The sequence below is a fragment of the Roseibium sp. genome (assembly GCF_965216085.1).
Taxonomy (GTDB): domain Bacteria; phylum Pseudomonadota; class Alphaproteobacteria; order Rhizobiales; family Stappiaceae; genus Roseibium.
Genome location: NZ_OZ244138.1, coordinates 2,644,682 through 2,664,013, shown reverse-complemented (window position 1 = coordinate 2,664,013; position 19,332 = coordinate 2,644,682). Strand labels below are relative to the sequence as shown.

18 protein-coding genes and 1 tRNA gene are annotated in these 19,332 nt (G+C 52.8%); 11 read left to right on the top strand and 8 right to left on the bottom strand.

The annotated features are described in order from the left end of the window. Positions 1-106: 106 nt before the first annotated feature. On the bottom strand, positions 107-1,276 hold the full coding sequence (locus ACOOFE_RS12465) for a cysteine desulfurase family protein (RefSeq protein WP_420415214.1): 1,170 nt from the start codon (positions 1,274-1,276) through the stop codon (positions 107-109). Positions 1,277-1,558: 282 nt separating this feature from the next. Here ACOOFE_RS12465 and ACOOFE_RS12460 point away from each other — a divergent pair, with 282 nt between their 5' ends. From ACOOFE_RS12460 to ACOOFE_RS12445, 4 genes are all read left to right on the top strand, one after another. Then, on the top strand, positions 1,559-2,227 hold the full coding sequence (locus tag ACOOFE_RS12460; RefSeq protein WP_141186668.1) for an alpha/beta hydrolase: 669 nt from the start codon (positions 1,559-1,561) through the stop codon (positions 2,225-2,227). A 131-nt stretch (positions 2,228-2,358) separates the two neighbouring features. Then, positions 2,359-2,670: a hypothetical protein gene (locus ACOOFE_RS12455; protein ID WP_420415213.1), complete on the top strand. Its 312-nt coding sequence runs from the start codon at positions 2,359-2,361 to the stop codon at positions 2,668-2,670. A 102-nt stretch (positions 2,671-2,772) separates the two neighbouring features. Next, positions 2,773-3,243, top strand: coding sequence for a GNAT family N-acetyltransferase (locus ACOOFE_RS12450; RefSeq protein ID WP_420415212.1), 471 nt, complete (start codon positions 2,773-2,775; stop codon positions 3,241-3,243). A 161-nt stretch (positions 3,244-3,404) separates the two neighbouring features. After that, positions 3,405-3,584, top strand: a complete 180-nt coding sequence (locus ACOOFE_RS12445) for a hypothetical protein (RefSeq protein WP_141186666.1) — start codon at positions 3,405-3,407, stop codon at positions 3,582-3,584. Positions 3,585-3,916: 332 nt separating this feature from the next. On the opposite strand, the gene ACOOFE_RS12440 is transcribed toward ACOOFE_RS12445, so the two are convergent. After that, positions 3,917-4,474 (bottom strand): DUF2155 domain-containing protein, encoded by a 558-nt coding sequence (locus ACOOFE_RS12440; protein WP_420415211.1) that lies wholly within the window; start codon positions 4,472-4,474, stop codon positions 3,917-3,919. 126 nt (positions 4,475-4,600) lie between these two features. Then, on the bottom strand, positions 4,601-7,531 hold the full coding sequence (locus tag ACOOFE_RS12435) for a valine--tRNA ligase (protein WP_420415210.1): 2,931 nt from the start codon (positions 7,529-7,531) through the stop codon (positions 4,601-4,603). Between the two features lie 332 nt (positions 7,532-7,863). Here ACOOFE_RS12435 and ACOOFE_RS12430 point away from each other — a divergent pair, with 332 nt between their 5' ends. Further along, a complete protein-coding gene (locus ACOOFE_RS12430; RefSeq protein ID WP_420415209.1) occupies positions 7,864-8,751 on the top strand; it encodes a hypothetical protein in 888 nt (295 codons plus the stop codon). A 271-nt stretch (positions 8,752-9,022) separates the two neighbouring features. Then, positions 9,023-9,475 (top strand): DUF1284 domain-containing protein, encoded by a 453-nt coding sequence (locus tag ACOOFE_RS12425; protein ID WP_420415208.1) that lies wholly within the window; start codon positions 9,023-9,025, stop codon positions 9,473-9,475. On the opposite strand, the gene ACOOFE_RS12420 is transcribed toward ACOOFE_RS12425, so the two are convergent. The 3 genes from ACOOFE_RS12420 to ACOOFE_RS12410 all read right to left on the bottom strand — a co-directional run bounded on the left by ACOOFE_RS12420 (position 9,472) and on the right by ACOOFE_RS12410 (position 12,804). Beyond that, positions 9,472-10,260, bottom strand: coding sequence for a PopZ family protein (locus ACOOFE_RS12420; RefSeq protein ID WP_420415207.1), 789 nt, complete (start codon positions 10,258-10,260; stop codon positions 9,472-9,474). The two genes, ACOOFE_RS12425 and ACOOFE_RS12420, sit on opposite strands and share 4 nt — an antisense overlap. A 268-nt stretch (positions 10,261-10,528) precedes the next feature. Further along, the gene (locus tag ACOOFE_RS12415; RefSeq protein WP_420415573.1) at positions 10,529-11,893 is read right to left on the bottom strand and encodes a TolC family outer membrane protein; all 1,365 of its coding nucleotides are present in this window, start codon (positions 11,891-11,893) and stop codon (positions 10,529-10,531) included. Positions 11,894-12,141: 248 nt separating this feature from the next. Next, positions 12,142-12,804, bottom strand: coding sequence for a protein-L-isoaspartate O-methyltransferase family protein (locus ACOOFE_RS12410; protein ID WP_420415206.1), 663 nt, complete (start codon positions 12,802-12,804; stop codon positions 12,142-12,144). 248 nt (positions 12,805-13,052) lie between these two features. Here ACOOFE_RS12410 and ACOOFE_RS12405 point away from each other — a divergent pair. The 4 genes from ACOOFE_RS12405 to ACOOFE_RS12390 all read left to right on the top strand — a co-directional run bounded on the left by ACOOFE_RS12405 (position 13,053) and on the right by ACOOFE_RS12390 (position 16,897). Further along, positions 13,053-13,126 (top strand) — tRNA-Cys (locus tag ACOOFE_RS12405). A gap of 715 nt (positions 13,127-13,841) precedes the next feature. Then, positions 13,842-14,618 carry a substrate-binding periplasmic protein gene (locus ACOOFE_RS12400; RefSeq protein ID WP_420415205.1) on the top strand — a complete coding sequence of 259 codons (777 nt, stop codon included), beginning with the start codon at positions 13,842-13,844 and terminating at the stop codon, positions 14,616-14,618. A 67-nt stretch (positions 14,619-14,685) separates the two neighbouring features. Beyond that, entirely contained in the window at positions 14,686-15,420 is a 735-nt protein-coding gene (locus ACOOFE_RS12395) for a substrate-binding periplasmic protein (protein ID WP_420415204.1), read from the top strand. A 298-nt stretch (positions 15,421-15,718) separates the two neighbouring features. Beyond that, entirely contained in the window at positions 15,719-16,897 is a 1,179-nt protein-coding gene (locus tag ACOOFE_RS12390; RefSeq protein WP_420415203.1) for a carboxylate-amine ligase, read from the top strand. Here ACOOFE_RS12390 and ACOOFE_RS12385 read toward each other — a convergent pair. Continuing rightward, complete coding sequence (locus tag ACOOFE_RS12385) at positions 16,873-17,121, bottom strand: hypothetical protein (RefSeq protein ID WP_420415202.1); 249 nt, start codon at positions 17,119-17,121, stop codon at positions 16,873-16,875. The two genes, ACOOFE_RS12390 and ACOOFE_RS12385, sit on opposite strands and share 25 nt — an antisense overlap. A gap of 81 nt (positions 17,122-17,202) precedes the next feature. Then, entirely contained in the window at positions 17,203-18,078 is an 876-nt protein-coding gene (locus tag ACOOFE_RS12380; RefSeq protein WP_420415201.1) for a hypothetical protein, read from the bottom strand. Between the two features lie 249 nt (positions 18,079-18,327). On the opposite strand from ACOOFE_RS12380, the gene cobD reads away from it, so the two are divergent. After that, a complete protein-coding gene (cobD, locus tag ACOOFE_RS12375; RefSeq protein ID WP_420415200.1) occupies positions 18,328-19,329 on the top strand; it encodes a threonine-phosphate decarboxylase CobD in 1,002 nt (333 codons plus the stop codon). The last annotated feature ends 3 nt before the right edge of the window (positions 19,330-19,332 follow it).

The following is a 19,332-nucleotide window of genomic DNA, read 5'->3' as shown; positions in this document are numbered from 1 at the left end:
CTCCAATTGGCGGACCTTTTGTCCGCAGCTTCCTAACTCATTCGCCTCGCCCAAACGCTTGGACAGAAGCCATTCCGGTCAGCGGCGCACCGCTGAAATTCTTTACTTAAGCGGCCTGGTGCCGCGCCTCCGGGTTCAACCGGTCGACAATCTTCGGCCAGATCTCCAGGAACCGCGCCACATCTGCTTCACTGGTGTCCCAGCCCATGCTAATCCGCAGCGCGCAACGAGCCGTTTCCTCATCCACATTCATGGCCGTCAGAACATGAGAGACGGAGACTTTGCCCGAAGAACATGCAGACCCTGACGACAGTGATACGCGCTCAAGGTCAAAAGCGATCAGTGCTGTTTCAGCTGCAATGCCGTGAACTGCAAAACAAACCGTGTTGGCGAGCCTATCTGCGCCCTCTCCGAAGATAACCGTCTGCGGGCAAACCGCGCGCAAACCCTCTTCCAGTCTCTTCCTCAGATGCAGGAGATGGCGTGTTTCGGTCGCTTCCTCAAGGGCTGAAATTGCCGCAGCGCCAAATCCAGAAATGGCAGCGACATTTTCCGTTCCGCCGCGGCGCCAATTCTCCTGACCACCGCCCACCATCAGCGGAGCCGGAACCCGGGCCGTTGAGCGGACGATAACGGCACCAATGCCTTGCGGACCACCGAATTTATGTGCCGACAGGGTGATGACATCTGCCTGCCAAGCTTCCACATCAATCGGCATCCGGCCAGCAGCCTGGACCGCGTCGACATGGAAGAAATGGCCATATTGTTGTGCAAGCGCACCAATTTCGGCGAGCGGCTGGACAACCCCGGTCTCATTGTTGGCAGCCATTACGGAAATCAGACTTGGATCGACGTCTTTGATCAGCTCTTCAAGCGCTTCCAGACGGACAACACCATTTTCATCAACGGGAACAACCACCTGATCGATGACCGGAAACCGTCCGCCTGTCACAACGGAAGGATGCTCAATCGCACTTCGAAACAGTTTATCCAAGTAAACCGGTGCACCTTGATCCTGCCATGCAGGCGTCAATGCTGTCATGTTGGCTTCGGTGCCACCAGAGACAAATGTCACCGCACGGGTTTTGGCACCGCATAAACGTGCAACCGCGTCTCTGGCTTCTTCGATTTTTCCACGCGCTTTCCGGCCGTGTGTATGCACAGACGATGCGTTTCCAGCCTCCTGCAATGCCGCGATCATGGCCTCGCGCACCACCGGGCGCAGCGGCGCACCAGCGTTGTGATCGAGATAGATCGGGTCAAAATGGCGCGGCATGACACCTCAAACGCGAAACAGGACACAGACTTCGGCCCGAAAATCACATCTTTGCCAATCACATGTCCGAAAAACTTGATATTTTCCGCTGTGATGACGATAACAGCGTCAACGGTCGAACCGAGTGTTGCTGTTTTGGTGATGCGAACTTTCGAATAATTCTAAACAGGGTTCTAGAAACTTGGAGCCAAAGAGTCAAGTTTTAGACTTAGGAAAACCACGTAGACGGTCCCTCCCCGCAGCCATCCGGCTACGGATAAAAACAAAAGGATAAATCGCTTCATGCCTGAGGTGATCTTTAACGGTCCCGCTGGCCGGCTGGAAGGCCGGTTTCATCCCGCCAAAAAGCGCAACGCCCCCATCGCTCTGGTCCTGCATCTGCATCCCCAGTTTGGCGGCACGATGAACAACCAGATTGTTTATCAAATGTACTACATGTTCGCGAAACGCGGATTTGCCGTGTTGCGCTTCAATTTCCGCGGCGTCGGCCGGTCTCAAGGGTCATTCGATCACGGTCAGGGCGAATTGTCTGATGCCGCAGCAGCGCTGGATTGGGTGCAGACGGTCCATCCGGACGCCCGGGCCTGCTGGATCGCGGGCTTCTCCTTTGGCGCCTGGATCGGCATGCAGCTCTTGATGCGCCGCCCGGAAGTCGAGGGGTTCATCTCCGTTGCGCCGCCGGCAAACCTGCATGACTTCTCGTTTTTGGCCCCCTGCCCGTCTTCCGGCCTGATCATTCATGGCGATCAGGACAAGGTCGTGCCGCAAAAAGACGTCCAGACGCTGGTCGACAAATTGAAAACCCAAAAGGGAATCATCATCGACCATCAAACGATTCCAGGTGCCAACCACTTCTTTGAAAACGACATGGACACGCTGATCGGCAACTGCGGCGACTATGTCGATGGCCGCCTTGGCCTCGGCCCGGAAGATTACGTCGACATCGACTGATTTTCTGGAACCATCAAAATACAAGGCCCGCCACTCGGCGGGCTTTTTTGTTTCTGGTAACGCCGCTTCGCAGAGGGTGTATAACCGTATACGCCAACGTCACTTCCACCATTTTTTAGCTGGAGAAGCCTATGAAACGGCTCAAAGTCGGGCGGCAAACTTTCAAAGACGTACTGAAGTCCTTTTATTATGTGTTTTTGTCCGGCCTAATACTCATAACCTCGACCCTTGACGTAAACGGGCATCTGCCATTTTCCGGCATTACCCAATACATGCGTGATCTTGGTTTCTCTCAAAACACGGCAGGGGTCATCGCCTTCTTTTTTTATTTGATGATAATCGGGCATGGCATGAACTTTTTCGCCAAACACTTGCTGCGATTCGCGAAGAAACGTCACGAGGCACAGCAACTCGATACAAAGGGTCCGCCAAATGACAAGTGAACTGATATACCCGACCAAACTGATCAAACACGTCTAGATGCAGCAGATTTAAATCTAGCTGACGGATATTGCCGGATGCCCACACGGGATAAACGATCTATCATGATACAATTTCACATCCGCACAGCTTCTAAATCCGATTTTGCCGACCTTGCAGAGCTCTACCAACATCTGATTGGAAACGACCTACCCGCACCGGAAGAAGTCCAAGCAAAAACCTTCGACACGATGCTGCACCATCCGGGCATGACGATACTGCTTGGGTGTCTTGGTGACGTGCCTGTGACCACCTGTACCTTGATCGTCATTCCAAATTTCACCCGCGGCTGCGCGCCCTATGCATTGATCGAAAATGTGGTCACGCATCGCGACCATCGTGGGTGGGGCTACGGCGAACAAGTGCTCAATGCTGCCTCTGACACCGCATGGGACACCGGGTGCTACAAGATTATGCTGCTGTCGGGCATCCAAAACACCGCTGCACACCGGTTTTACAAACGCATCGGATTTTCAGCGACCAAACAAGGGTTTGAGCTGCGCGCTCCCGGATATCCGGCCCGACCGCTGACGTGATTCCGTCGTCAGCCATCGCACTGCTGCATCGCTTACAGTAAACGAGCAACTGCCGGCGCCTCTGATCCGCAAGTAGCTGTCAGAAAACACTGCCAAAATATTTTTGTATATACATTGCATATCGTTTTCATATGCACTAGCTGTATTGAAGCGAGGTTGAAATGGGTGAAAAACAAAAAAAGACAAAGAAGTCCAAGAAGGACAGTCAATTGGTCATCCGCATCAGCAGCGATGAACGGGACCGGTTTGTTGAGCTATGTGACGAACTGGATACTAGCGCTGCCCGGGAGATCCGCGGCTTTATCCGGGACTTTCTTCAAAAGAACCAATCCACTGATTAACGCCTCGTTCGAACACCTCATGAACCAGGAGATACTTGATGTCTAAAAAATCCAAAATCAAAGAACTGAAAAAAGAAGTCAAAGTCCGCAAGGCCAAGGTCGCCAAGCAGGAAAGCAAGCTGAAAGCAGCCAAAAAAGCTCTGAAAAAGGCAGCCTAACGACCGGGGCTACACGCCTCACTTGTTAGCCCGCCGCGATTGTTTGCATTCTCAGGAAACACACCGATTCAAAGGCAACAAAAGCGCTTGAATTTGTGCCTAAGGGAAAATCCATCGCGGCGCGCTAAACACGCTCCAGCATTCAACTGCACAACAAAAAGATCTGAATTCCACCTATCCCTGGAAGGGTTTTGCGCGCGGAATACCTGGGCCTGAGTCCACTCCATCGTCCGGGCCAGCAAGCGGATCTTCCCCTTCAGCTACAACACCCTTAATCGGCGGGCCGTCATAGTCTTCCGGCGGCGGTACTTTTGAAGCCAGATTGCAGTCGGTCAGCCAGATGTCATAGACGGGGTGCTCAACCGCATGAAGACCGGGGCTCGCTGCGTACATCCAGCCAGAAAAAATCCGCCGGACTTCGTTGTTGAGGGTGATTTCGTCAACTTGGACAAAGCCTGTTGTCAGGGGCGATTCCGTTTGCGGACGCGTGTAACACACGCGCGGGGTCACCTGCAGCGCACCGAATTGCACAGTCTCGCCAATATATACATCGAAATTGATGATCCGGCCGGTGATCTTATCAAGACCGGAAAACACGGCGACAGGGTTTTTGATTTTTTCTGTTTGTTCCTGAGCAAAAGTCGACTGCGGCAGTACTCCCGCCAACACACTTCCAAGAACAACAGCGGCACGTACCGCCTGATTTCGAAATTCAAAAAACACTTGGGCCATCAGCTCCAAACAGATTCGCAAGTCCAAACATATCCCTGCCGGTAGCTGCGGCGCTAGCATCGAAATGCGGCCCGGACGCGGCAAGGCCTGTGTCCGGGCATTGTATCCAACGATATTTGGAAAAAGTTAGCCGATTTCGGCAAGACGGCTCAAAGCGACTTGGATTTTTTCAAGCTTTGCCTTGGCCTCGCTCACCTTTTCCTTTTCGCCGTCAACCACCTCTTGCGGCGCCTTTTCAACGAATTTCGGATTTCCGAGTTTTTTCTCGATTTTTGTGATCTCGCCTTCCAGCTTGCCAGCATCTTTGGTCAGACGAGCCTTTTCCGCACCGAGATCGATGACACCTGCGAGCGGCAGGCACACGGTTGCCTCACCGACGATGATTTGTGCCGATCCAGCCGGAGCCGCATCTGCCAGTGAAACATCTTCAGCGCGTGCGAGGCGCTGGATCGCAGATTCGTGTGTGGCGATCCGGCCGTTGGTCTGATCATTCGCGCCAACAACAACCAGCTGCACCTTCGCGCCTGCCGGAATGTTCATTTCAGCGCGGACCGAGCGAATTTCGGAAATGAGATCCACCAGCCAGTTGATCTCGCCTGCAGCTGCATCGTCAGAAACGGTGGCATGCGGCCATTCGGTGAGCATCAGGAGTTTGTCGGCCTTGACGCCTTCATCGCCGAGACGCTCCCATAGTTCTTCGGTCAGGAACGGCATGAACGGATGCAGGACTTTCAGGATCTCGTCGATCGCCCAAGCAGCGGTTGCCCGGGTCTCGGCTTTTACAGCTTCATCATCGCCGTTGAAGATCGGCTTCGCCAACTCCAGGAACCAATCACAGAAGGTGTTCCAAGTGAACTTGTAGACAGCGCCGGACGCATCATTAAACCGGTAATCTTCAAGCGCAGCGGTCACTTCAGCGACGCACTTGCCCATTTCCGTGGCGATCCAGCGGTTGAGCGTGTGTTTGGCCGTGGACGGGTCGAAGCCCTCAACACGGGCACAGCCGTTCATCTCTGCAAACCGGGCAGCGTTCCAGAGTTTGGTCGCAAAGCGCTGACCGCCTTCGGCTGCTTGGTCAGACATACGCAGTGTCCGCCGGCCCTGAACTTCCTGGCTTGCCAGGGCGTACCGTGTGGCATCGGCGCCATAGGCGTCGAACAGGTCCAACGGGTCGAGGACATTGCCCAAGGACTTGGACATCTTCTTCCCGTTTTTATCGACAACAATCGAATTGATATAGACCGTGTGGAACGGCACTTCCTTCATGAAGTGGATGCCCTGCATCATCATCCGGGCAACCCAGAAGAAAATGATGTCAAAACCGGTGATCAGAACGTCAGTCTTGTAATACCGGTCCAGTTCCGGCGTCTTGTGCGGCCAGCCGAGCGTGGAAAATGGCCACAGCGCAGACGAGAACCAAGTGTCGAGAACGTCCTCATCGCGGGTCAAGGTTTTGCCGCCGGCCATCTCAACAGCTTCTTCTTCGCTCATGGCGCAGAATTCATTGCCGTCTTCGTCGTACCAGACAGGGATCTGGTGACCCCACCACAGCTGGCGGGAAATACACCATGGCTGAATATCGTTCAGCCAGTTGTAGTAGGTCTTGTCCCAGTTGCCGGGAACGAATTTTGTCTCGCCGTCCTGAACTGCCTTTAGTGCCGGTTCTGCCAGCGTCTTGGCATCGACGAACCACTGGTCGGTCAGCATCGGCTCAATCACGACCTTGGAGCGGTCGCCAAATGGCTGCATGATCTTTTTGGATTCGACCATCGGCAACTCGGCAGGACCTTCTTCGTCCTCTCCAAGTTTCTGGATTTTTGCCTTACCCTTGGTATCCCACTCAGGAGCCCGCCCCTTCATCCAGGAAACATCCGGATGATCAGAGGCAACAGTCACCGCCAAACCTTCGGCCGTGATTTGATCGATTACCCGCTTACGGGCCTCGAACCGGTCGAGACCACGCAGGTCATCTGGAACGATGTTGATGAGATCAACCTCATTGATCGTCATCTCGGCGCCATCAATGATCGCCTGCGCCTTCTTCGCTTCTTCATCGTAGGGTGCACCATCGGCCCGCATATGACCTTTGGTGTCCATCAGGCGGTACATCGGGATCCTGCCCCGAAGTGCAACCTGATAATCGTTGAAGTCGTGTGCACCAGTGATCTTCACCGCACCGGACCCGAAGTCCGGATCCGGATACTCATCAGTGATTATCGGGATCAGACGGCGGTGTTCCTTTGGTCCAACTGGAATTTCACAGAGCTTGCCGACGATCGGTTTGTAGCGCTCATCATCTGGATGAACAGCGACCGCACCATCGCCGAGCATGGTCTCCGGGCGGGTCGTGGCGATGGAAATGTAGTCGCGGGTTTCGCGGAGCGTGACGTTGCCGTCCTCGTCTTTTTCGACGTACTCGTAGGTTTCGCCACCAGCCAACGGATACTTGAAGTGCCACATGTGACCATCGACTTCGATGTTCTCAACTTCAAGATCTGAGATCGCAGTTTCGAATTTCGGGTCCCAGTTGACCAATCGCTTGGACTTGTAAATCAGGCCTTGCCGATACAGCTCGACAAAGACCTTCAAGACAGCGTCCGATAGGTTCGGCGACATGGTGAATTCGGTCCGGCTCCAATCGCAGGACGCGCCGAGACGTTTCAATTGGCCGAGGATCGTGCCTTCAGACTTCCGTTTCTGTTCCCAAACCCGTTCAACAAAGGCGTCGCGGCCCATGTCACGGCGCCCCGGCAGCTGATTTTCCATCAGCTCACGCTCAACAACCATCTGAGTTGCGATACCGGCATGGTCCGTACCCGGTTGCCACAAGACGTCATAGCCCTGCATGCGCTTCCAGCGAACGAGGATGTCCTGCAGGGTATTGTTGAGTGCGTGGCCCATGTGAAGGGACCCCGTCACGTTCGGTGGCGGAATTACGATGGTAAAGGCATCGGCACCCTCTTTGGCACCGGCTCCAGCCTTGAAGGCCTCCGCCTTTTCCCAGGTTTCGTAAATCCGCGGCTCAACGCTGGCCGCATCGTAGGTTTTATCCAGCATCAGGGTCACTCAAAGGGAGAGTTTTCAGAAAATCGTGAGCCCCCGTGTAAATCGGAAGCTGCCGCCCAAGTCAACCGCATAAGAAGGCTTAACCGGCAGGTATCGGCGCTTCATTGATCGCCGCCCCCTCTTGGTGAGCCGAACAGACGATAATTAAGCCGAACAGACGATAATTAGATGTCCCCATATTCCATTCCGGCCATCCGAAGTTCTGACTAGAGGGTAAAAACAACAGCTATCCAAGATATGTCTCTATTTGATTGAATTAGGAATTGAGCAGCATTTTTCCGGTCTACTTTCACGACGACTAAATGGGTCAGAGACTTAATTAGATGTTCTGGAAACACTTAAGAGCTCGATGGCTCCTTGCTTTTTCGCCCGCACTATTTGCCGCGGGAAGCGCACTTGCAAATGAACCGTTGGAAATCAAAATTCCGCAACGGATGGCCATTCAAGACTACGTTGTGCCGCTGCTTGAGCTTGCCCTTTCCAAACAGAACCGACCGTTTAACATCTCTTTTCCTGAAGGCACGAAAAACCTGACCGGCTCTCAGGTGATGGAAAAACTCGCGGATCCAGCAGATACCGAGTTCAACCTATATGCAGGTGGCACGTCCAAAGCGTATGAAAAAATAGCCATTCCCATTCGCGTTCCTCTGATGCGCGGACTGTTAGGGGCGCGCATTATTGCTATTCCGGCCGGAACTCAGCCCAAGTTTGCAAAGGTGAGAACAATTCGTGACTTGCAAAATATGACGTTTTTGCAAGGGATTGGCTGGGGCGATGTGGCCATCTTAGAAGGCGCTGGACTGACAGTAGAAACAGCCCGGAAAGATCGGCTTTACGGCCTACTGTCAAAATATCAAGGGGATGCGTTTCCCCGTGGTGCTGTCGAAATCCTGCCGGAGAAAGAGCAGCACTCTGATCTTACCTACGATATCGAAGGCGAAATCGTCCTGGTCTACGACCGCTTTCCGTTCATCTTTTTCACCGGCAAGCATGACGCAGATCTTGCAAAAGCAATTACGAACGGGTTGGAAGCCGCTTATGCAGATGGGAGTTTCATCCGTTTTTTCCGGACACACCCAATGATTCAAAAGGCCTTTTCGGTCTTGCACTTGGATGACCGCCGCCCAATTCGGGTCGAAAATCCAAATCTAACGCCGGAAATGGCGGCAATCCCTACTCACTATTGGCATTATTTCCCAGGGATTCACTAACCCCCTACCTAACTCAACAATCTGGGACCGCGATGTCATTTGGCCGGTGTCCCCTGCCTGTCCAGAGATTCTTGATCGAACCTGGCTACGATTTCTTTGGCAGGGATTTGGTGAAAATCAAGTGGATCGTTTGCCTCACGCTTCATCTTCCAAATATCGGCAACGACCTGAAATACCCTCATTACGCGGACCTCAGAAACCGTTATGACTGGGCCGAACTTGGATGGTTAAGGTCCTTTGTCGTGAGCGAATTTCCTGTCATAAAGCCACCATGACTGTTCGTCTTCGTGCCCATCATCTGCTTTGCATGCTAGCATTCGCTGGCAAGGGATACACGCCTGCCTTCGTCGCCAACTACACGGCCATCATCAAACGGCTAAATGCCGGGGAGAATATCGAACTGGTTGGTGGGCCTGACGAGATCTGCGAACCAATGCTGTGTGAAGAAGACTGTCATTGCCACAATGACAGTGTTTCTCAAAGAGATATTGCGGCCGCTGGTGACATTGCCGCGGTTCTTCCTGATTTAGACCTGACCACCAGGACCTTTCCGCTTAACAACAATGCCATCTCCCAGCTGCGCGCGCGGTTCAAAGACGGGTCGATTCGCAACGCTTGCAAGGACTGCGAGTGGTACGGACTGTGTACGGATATCGCCCAAAACGAATTCAGGGGCTGCCATCTCTGGCCGCCCCTGAAAAAACATCTACCGATAGGCTCTTAGTCTCGTCTGCGGATGACCCGCTGAATTTCCTTCTTGACCATCTGTTCCACCATTGGCGGCAAGTTTTGGTCCAACCAGGCTTTGAGCATCGGGCGCAACATTTCGCGCACCATCTCTTCAATCGTCTGTGCCTGCGTGCTGATCAGCATATCGGAGAAATTGTCGAGCGCTGCATGAACCGCGCTCCCGGTCGCGGCCGACGTCAGCGGTCCTTCCGGTGCAACGTTCGGCAGCTCGTCCGGGATAGGTTTTGCATTTATGACCGGCGGTTCGGGCGCAGGAGCGGGTTCCGGCTCAAACAGTGCTTCGGGCTCCGGCGCGGGCTCAATTTCCACCTCAAAATCAGCGGCCGGCTCTGGGTCTGGCGCAAAGGAAACATCGCTATCAGGATGCGCAAGATCTTCGGCAAGGCCCTCGACCATTTCAAGATCGTCGCTTGGCTCGACTGCAAGTTCTTCAGTCAGCTCAAGGACGTCTTCGTCGTCATCGGCGGGTTCACCCTCATCCTCTTCGGCATCAGCCATCATAGCCGCAGCCATGTCGTCCGCACCATCGTCTTCAGCAACGTCGTCGTCGCCGTCCATGTCGAACAGCTTGTCGAGATCGTCTTGTGACATTTCCGAGGCGTCACCCATAGAATCCTCCGCCTCTGCTGCTACAGGGGTTTCATCATTGTCTGTATCACCGGAGTCTGCGCTCTGGGCGTCCTCATCGGATATGATCCGGCGGATCGATGCGAGGATTTCCTCCATCGACGGCTCTTCAGCCTTGCTCGCCTCTGCCATGACGTCCCCCGTACTTGTCGGCTACTCTACGCTCCAACCAGAAATCCCGGATGATTCGTTAAGGAAATTATGCGGATCATCTGGAACCGATCATAGCGGCAGCACAAACTGTGAGCGTCTTTTCCCCTTTTAAGTCTGCTTTTTGTAAACCATTCACGAAATTCAGCCGATTCGACATGATTGACCGAGTGCCCAAACAAGAAATCCGGCTTAAAGCCGGAATTCTATCAGCACCTATAAGAAGTGTCTAAATTTGGGTTTTTCGCGGTTAACGCCCGTCTGGCGTCCGCAAACCGAACCACTTGCCGCGTACAGCTTTGTAATGCTGACTCGGATTGTAGATCGCGACATTGAGACCGAGAGAAGCCGCATCAAGCTGGCCAATGGAGGCAACAAGCTGATAGCCGCCAACAATCCGGTTGCGCTGCGCGGTGACCAGATTCGATTGCTGTGTCACCAGATCACGCTGCGCGTCAAGAACATCCAAGGTGGTCCGCTGACCGACGCGCTGCTCTTCAATCACACCTTCCAACGCCAATTTCTGGGCTTCCACAGCGGCGCGAGCCGCTATGATGGATGCTTCGGCGGCCTGGAAGATCCCCCAAGCGGAAATCACATTCGCTCGCACTTGGTCGCGGGCAACATCAAGCTGCAGACGGGTCTGGCCCAGTTCTTCCTTTGCCTGACGAACGCGGGAGTAAACCCCACCGCCTTGATAAATCGGAATGCTGACGTTGCCGAAGATCTGGGCGTTGTTGCTTTGATCAACCGTACTGGACGGATTCCAGCTCCGGCCAATGCTGCCGTCCAACGTGACCGTTGGCAACAACTCACCTTCGATGGCTTTAACATTGAAGATCGCAGCATCAACTAGGTGTTGCGCCTGGCGAATCAGCGGCTGCTGTTCTTCACTGGCTTTCAAGGCCACATCAAGCGACTTCGGCACGGCGCGCGTAATCGAGGTGTCTGCGGAGAGGCTTTTGGGTTCGACACCGACGACCTGCCGGTAAATAGCCCGGCTGGTGTTCAAATTGGCCAGCGCTGTATTCAAACCCGCCTGGGCTTCCGCGGCACGGGCTTCGGCTTGTGAGACATCTGTGCGGGTGCCCTCACCCACATCAAACCGGTCCCTTGCTGCCCGAACCTGTTCTTGAAGGAAGGCCAGGTCGCTGCGCTGCAGAGATACGAGCGCGGTGTCACGAATCACATCCACATAAGCCGTAGCTGCGCTCAAAAGCGTGTCCTGTTCGCTCGACATCAAGCTTTCGCGCTGAGCCCGTACAACAGCTTCTGCCTGGCGAGTGGAGTTCACAGTCCGGAAACCACGGAAAAGCGCCTGACTAAGTGTCAGCGAAATAGATGCATTGTTCCGGTACGCCTGCCGACCATTTACTGACGAGTGGACCGATCCAACCGCGGCCGCGGCAGACGCTGTCGGACGCCAGCCGGTCAGGGCTTGCGGGACGTTTTCATCAACACCGCGCAATTGCGCACGCGCTGCATTCAAAGTCGGGTTGTTGGCATAGGCCAAAGACAGAGCATCACGGATCGTTTCGGCCTGTGCCGGCGATAGGAACAGGCCAGACGTTGTCGCGGCGGCCACACCGCTAAGAAGCGCAACCGACAGTGTCATTGCTTTCAATTTTGAACGACCAGACACTCTACACTCCTTCCGGACCACTCACTTTGACTCACGTTTGAGTAAACTCACCGGTGTCTATCTTCAACCAAGATCGGATCAATTTTTCCGAAATTCTTTCAGTGCGGCTAAATAGCAACAGACATTTTCAGCTCGCGTTGGGGCACTTTGGAAAGCCGTTGCGCAGGAAAAGCCTGGCCCAGTGGCCTAGGCTTTATCCGATACCCAAATGAAGGATTTATTTAAAAAGAAAACTCGGCTTCGCGGGCAAATCCGGGCAGCAGAGCTGCCGATGCATTGAACCCAAAACGACCGCTAACCACGTCACCCGACTTCTGATATAGTTTGGCAACGCCAGAGCCACCTTGACCTTCGATTGCCACAAGACGCCCATCTGACTTCAATTGCTCCAGAAGAGCTTCCGGCAAGTCATCCACAGCGCCATCGATTAAGATAATGTCGTATGGGCCCTCAGAGGCATACCCTTTCACAAGAGGTCCATCGACAACCACGGCGTTTTCCGTTCCAAGTTCCACGAGAAGATCAGTAGCGACCTTAGATAGATCTTCATTCTCTTCCAGCGCGACCACTGATGCGGCGAGTTTGGCAACCACGGCGGAGCTGTATCCGGTTCCCGCACCGACGATCAGAACAACATCTTCAGATCCGATTTGAGCCAGCTGAACCAGCTTGCCGAAAATATGCGGTTTCATCAGAAAACGGTTTGAGCCGCTCGCGCCGACGGGTAGGTCTTCGTCGATATAAGCAACAGCACGCTTGGATGCGGGAACGAACTTTTCGCGCGGCACCGCTTCCAAGGCATCCAAGATCCGGTGATCTGTTACATCATTGGTGCGCAGCTGGTTGTCCACCATTTTGCGGCGGGACTGGCTAAAGTCCGTCATATCGGCCCTCATATGAATTGCCGGCATACCGGCACCTCGTTGGCAGGATCCATACCGAGGCAAAGCTGCGCTGACAAGCACCAGATGAACCTGGTTGCCCGATCCCATCAGATTTTGCTGTTCTTTTTGTCTCAGCACGTCCGCTGACTGGGCAAAGATGCATGTCACAGTGGAAATGTTCCAACCCCCGCATTCTGGACTTGACCTACCGCCTCAAGTGTTTGATAAGGCGCGGCACACCACCGAGGGGCCCTGTGGCGGAGTGGTGACGCAGCGGATTGCAAATCCGTGTACACCGGTTCGATTCCGGTCGGGGCCTCCATTCTTCTTCCCACATTGTTTTTATTGACCTTTTAGCGGGTAATCGTCCCACTAAAACACGGGCTAGAAAAAGTGGGACAATTTTGTTCCTGTTTTAAACAAGCCACGCATTGCCAATGCAATCCTGCGCATATCCCATTCAATGAGATCTGCCCGCACAAGGATCGGTAAGCCCACGGCACAATCAGCAAACCTGCGGATATGAATTGCCCTAAAAGCTTCGGCTTTCACACAAGCGACAATCTGCCGCTCGAAAGTTCTTCGAAGACTACGTTCTATCACCTCTTTGCGGCGCCGATATTTCATTATAGCAATCAAAATGTTCTACTAATGATTGTCACTTTTATTTCAGCTCGCATAGAAATCAGCACCATACATAAGACACTATTTTCATATGTTCATAAGTATTCTTAAAGGATTGAATGATGAACTCAAAGGAAGCCTGATAATAGGCGTGTTTTCGACAATTGAGACCGGCGAATGCTGTGCGCCAAAGGCCAAACATAACATGCGAAACTGTGCCGCATTTTAAGTTTGGCCACAGCTAGAACCAAAAAGACAACACAGGAACATACATGCTCGAATAACACGCCATTGTGCGCGGCTATGGCCACAGCATTCCAACATTAAATGCTAATCAGGCCCGCTAGAACGCCACAAGACCGCTCGTAAACCTGTATGCGATCGGTCCAAGAGAAGGTAACGGAGCCAAACCGATGTTATTGCGTTTGAGAAACCGCTTTGGTCTTTCAGCCGTCATTGTTCTTGCCCTCCTCCTGGCGGCGGGCAGCGACCGAGCGCAATCGAGCGAACCCCGCAAACTGCGCATCGGAACCTTTGTCATTCCGTTGATGGTTGTTGATGAGGAAAACGGTATCTTCATCGAGCTAACCAATGAAATTCTGAAACGCGCCAATCTGGAGGCGGATATCATCTTGATGCCGCCAAAGCGGACCCTCCTTTATTTCTCCACCAAAGACGTTGATGTGATTTTTCCAGCACTCGACGTGTTTTTTGCTACCGGGATCAAATACACAAAACCCACGGAGATTTTTTACGAAAAGGAAGATTTTGTTTTCACTCGAAAAGGCGAGGAACTACTCCGGATCGTTCCTGAGCTAGAAGAAAAATATGTCGGCATAACAAGAGGCTACGCCTATGCTCCGGAGCTGATGGAAAACAGGTTTATCCATATTGAACGCGCCAACACGGACGAGCAAAATGCGCACAAGCTCATCACGGGCCGGATGGATGCTTTTGTTGTTGAGGAACATTCCGGCCTGAAAGCCTTCAAAAACACAGGATTGGAAGACAAGGTTCAATACGACCCGAATACACCGTTGTCCCGCCAGGACGTTTTTTATGCCTTCCAAGGTTCGCAAGAGGGGCAGGCTCTAGCGGCGAGATTTTCAGATGCCCTGCGGTCCATGAAAGAAGACGGTACTTTTGCCAGCATCATGAACAAGGCAAAGGCCGCGCAAAAAGTTAATTAGGACACCCTCATAATAATACCAAACTGGTGCACTATATTTCCTCGAAACAGCCAGGCGGCGTCAGAGCATGTTCAATTTCATCAAGATATTGGCGATCCTCATGGTTTCCGTTTTCAGCTCGTTGGCGTTTGCCAATGATAGCGATCGAGTTCGCCTCGCCTTGTTTGATACACCACCGTATGTATTCACGAGTAAAAATATTCTCGGAGGATTATTCTACGAACTCGCTCGCAAACTGCAAGACACGCCAGATATAAACATTGACTTGAAAATCCTTCCCCGCAAAAGGTTAGCAGATAGCTTATTATCAAACTCCCAAGACTGCACATTTTTGGCAGATACACATACCAACCGGAGAAATTTCTCTCTAATTGAAAAAACCGGACTGAATATTGACATTGGAATACTTCCAAAAAAGGGAGTAACTATTACAAAATACGATGATCTTTATCGTTTGAGAATTGCAACGGTTAGAGGCACGAAGCTTGACAAAAAATATGATAGCGATCGTGCAATCGAAAAAGACTTCACGACCGACTACTTGATGAGTATCAAGATGCTGGTTCGCAATAGAGTTGACGCAGTCGCAGGGTCTTTTCTCAGTTTCCGGTACATCGCCAAAATGGTTGGACAGTCGCAATCGGATCTCTTTGGCAAACCACTAGTATTTGCATCCAAAAGTATTTGGCTCGTTTGCAATCACACATTTTCACAAAAAGAAGTTAGTAAAGAGCTTGCCGATCGCCTTGCTAAGCTCCGCAACTCCGGCGCCATCGCAAAAATAGAAGAGAAATATAACTGATATGCGTTTCAAACAATAAGTCGCTGAACCATCCAACGGCTTTTGAAACACAGCGTTTATGGCGCCTCACTCGAATAATTACTTAAACTCCTCTTCTATTTCATAGTTTTCAGGATAAATCTCCATCTATTTTGTTAAGTATTTCAATATCAGAAATCAGATACCAAGTATTTGAGCGCTCACATCATCCCTATATTGACCGTCGACCAAAACCTCTTCCAAAATATTTCTCGCAGCATGCGCCATCCGCATTTTTCCGTGCTTGACCTTTGTAAGACCGCCAATCCAAGCTGCAGGGATGAAAGAACCCAGTTTCAGCATCGGGGTTGAAGAAGAATATCTTCTTGTCGACCTGGCCAGCCGGAAGATCGCCAGTTCACCTCCGCCTGAGCTTTTCGCCGCCTGCGAAAACGCACTTGAAGGCCGGGTCAGTCCGGAGTTCCTGCAATGCCAAATCGAAGTTGGCACACCGGTTTGCACGACCATGGACGAAGTGCGGTCGGAACTCTCCTATTTCCGTAAAACCATCGGCGCGGAAGCTGCCCGCCACGGACTGGCGCCAATCGCCGCCTCCACGCATCCGTTTGCGGATTGGACGGAACAACCGCATACAGATAAAGAGCGCTACAATGATCTGGCCCGTGTCATGCAGGTCGTCGCAAAGCGGCTCCTAATTTGTGGCATGCATGTCCATATCGGGATTGAGGATCCGGAACTGCGGATCGATCTATGCAATCAGATCACCTATTTCCTGCCGCACCTTCTGGCTCTCAGCACTTCTTCCCCCTTTTGGCGTGGGCGCGTCACGGGTTTAAGATCCTATCGGTTGTCCGTGTTCAACGAATTGCCGCGAACCGGCCTGCCGCCCCGGTTTGATAGCCATGAAGGCTACCGCCGCACCATCGACACGCTTATTCAAGCCGGCGCCATCGAAGATGCCACGAAAATCTGGTGGGATTTACGCCCGTCAGACCGGTTTCCGACTCTGGAAATGCGGATCACCGATGTTTGCCCATGCGTTGACGACACAGTCGCTATCGCGGCTTTATTCCGATGTTTGTGCCGGATGCTTTACCGGCTCCGCCGGGCCAATCAACGCTGGCGCCAGTACTCCGGGTTCCTCCTGGCTGAGAACCGCTGGCAAGCACAACGCCATGGTTCAACCTCAGAACTGATCGACTTTGGCCTCAAGAAATCCATTGCGTTCAGAGAACTGATTGAAGAAATAATCGAACTGGTCGCGCCAGACGCAGAGTTTTTTGGATGTGAAGCTGAGATAGCCCATATCCGCAAAATTGTTGAACGCGGCACCTCGGCGGAACGCCAGCTCGCCCTTGTCGGCGATACACCCGAGGACAGCCTAATTGCCACGGAGAAGCTGGAGGCCGTGGTTGATCAGCTGGTCAGCGAAACCCAACACGGCGTAGCCTCACCCAGCGGAGTGGCGGCGGCTCAAACGGCATCATCCCGCGCCTGAGGCGTTCCATGAGCTTTCAAATGAAAGAAGTCACGGGAACCCGTCAAAACGAGCGCAAATTCATCGATCTCTGAAACTACAGCATCGGCGGAACGGGCCAGACCCGACTTCGGTTTCATCCCCCGGTGCGCCTCAATGAGAGCCGCCCGGGCAGTTCCCAGGCTTTGCAGCAGTTTTTGCCGGTCAAAGTCCATTGGCGTCCGGCTTCGTCTTGGGTGTGACATTACATAAATTCCCGCGCACAGTATTTTTGTTCTTCGTTTGTTCTATTCTCTTTGATCGCCTATCGGCTGTCAATACCGGTCCTAGTTGAGTTCATGCCAATAGCGGTCAGGAATGGCTTTGTGCCTCTCTGACAAAAAGGGATTGGGAATTTCAAAGACAGTTAAATCGGTATCCTCCACATGGCGAAGCGCGCGTTGAATACGTGGGTGATTTTCAAAGAGTCTCATGAACGCACCGGAAGCATATGCATTATCAAGTCCGCGCTGAATAAGGTCCGCAAGCGCGTGATTTCCCTTCCGGACATAGAAGAAAAAACCAAACCGGTATTTCACCATGACGTTGTTATCGACGGTAAGGTTTGGATAAATATCTGAAAAATTTTCCTTCTCCGAATGCGCTTCATGTAGGCCGAGATTGAAGAGGTTTGTCCGGCCGAGAGACAGCATTTTCCAGATGTTCAGCCACTCTGCTGTCACAACCTTGAATCCGGCAGCACGAAAAATATCGGTATCCGGCCAACCAAATCCGGATCCGATGACAGCAAAATCGCGAAATTCTTCAAGTGTTTTGATGTGTTTGAGCCGGTCGAGCTGGTCCTTTCGGGTTACAAAAATCCTATGTCCCAACAGTCCCCGGCTCAACGGAATATCGATCTGTTCAAACCGCTGTTCCCGGTCAGGAGAGCCACCGCTGTAAAAGACATTGTAGTCAGACCGCCCTTGTTCAAACTCCAGAAGCACCCTGTCTTGGGTGGTGTCTCCCAGAGAAATGACTTCTAAAACTGCGTTTTCTCCAGAATGCTCAAGCGCCAGCTTTAACAAGGAGACTTCGTACCGTTCAGAGCCATCGTCGTAGTGCTCAATTCCAAGCCGCACGATCCGTTGCGCGTTGGCCTGCTGAAAAACAGCCGCGGCAACGAGAAACCCACACACCAAAGAGACAAACAACCGGATCATCAGACCTCCTCACTCAAGGGAAACTAAGCCACCAAATTGCTGCAAAATTCTATTTGGAAATTCTGACATTGCAGTTACTGGCGCCGCGTGCAGTTCAGAACCATCGGATATCCAGCCATACATATGTTTCTGCCGCTTCTGGTCCAGCTAAGGTCGCGATCTGCCTGTACTTTTGTCTTTTTAATCCGCTAGATATCTGTACCAGAAACACATGCCCCTAACGCGGCACGGGACAAGGCTTATCGTTTTATGAAACATGGCGGGGATTTGAGTGAGGCGATCGAACGCTTTGGGGGCGCTGAGGCTGAATGGCTCGATCTATCGACCGGCATCAATCCACATCCCTACCCTATCCCACCGAAGTTTTCAGAAACCGCCTGGTCGGCCCTGCCCGCTCAAAAAGCTTATGATCAGCTAATTGGCGCTGCACGTCAGGCCTATTTGGTGCCGGATCACCTCGGGCTTACAGCCGGCCCGGGCACGCAATTACTGCTCTCCCTCTTGCCTCGGCTTTTGCCTGAGGGTCCAGTGGCGCTCGCAGCGCCGACTTACTCAAGCCATTCCGATGTTTGGACTCGCGACGGCCGCAAACCGGTGGAACTTTCCAGCATCTATGCCCTGCCCGCAGATGCCCGAATTGTGCTGCTCGTCAACCCGAACAACCCGGACGGCCAGCTGGTCGACGTCAAAAGCCTCCTGGAAATCGCACGCACAGTGACAGAACGCGGCGGTTATCTTGTGGTGGATGAAGCCTTCGCCGATGTCATGCCGGGTTCCAGCCTTCTGCCGCATATTGGCGACGAGAACATTCTGATCCTCCGGTCCTTCGGCAAGTTTTTTGGTCTCGCCGGCCTCCGGCTCGGCTTTCTTGCAGGGCCAGCAGAAATTACCTCAAAACTGAACGCGCTCTTGGAAAGCTGGTGCCTAAGTGGTCCAGCGCTGGAGCTTGGCATTGCTGCGCTTAAAGACCATGCATGGCAAAAAGCTATGAACCGGCAACTGGTCGACGAAATGGCGGACCTGGGCCTAATCTTGCAGCAAAACATGCTCAGCGTCTTTGGCGGGACGCCGCTCTATGCGCTGACCGGCACGCGCAACGCGGCCAAACTTCATGAGGCTTTGGCGCAGCAGCGCATCTGGACCCGGATCTTTGATTACGCACCAACCTGGATCCGCTTCGGTCTTCCCGGAAGTGCCGATAATCTTGAGCGCCTGTCTAGGGCCCTTGCCGAGGCGCAAAAAGAGCTCTAACCA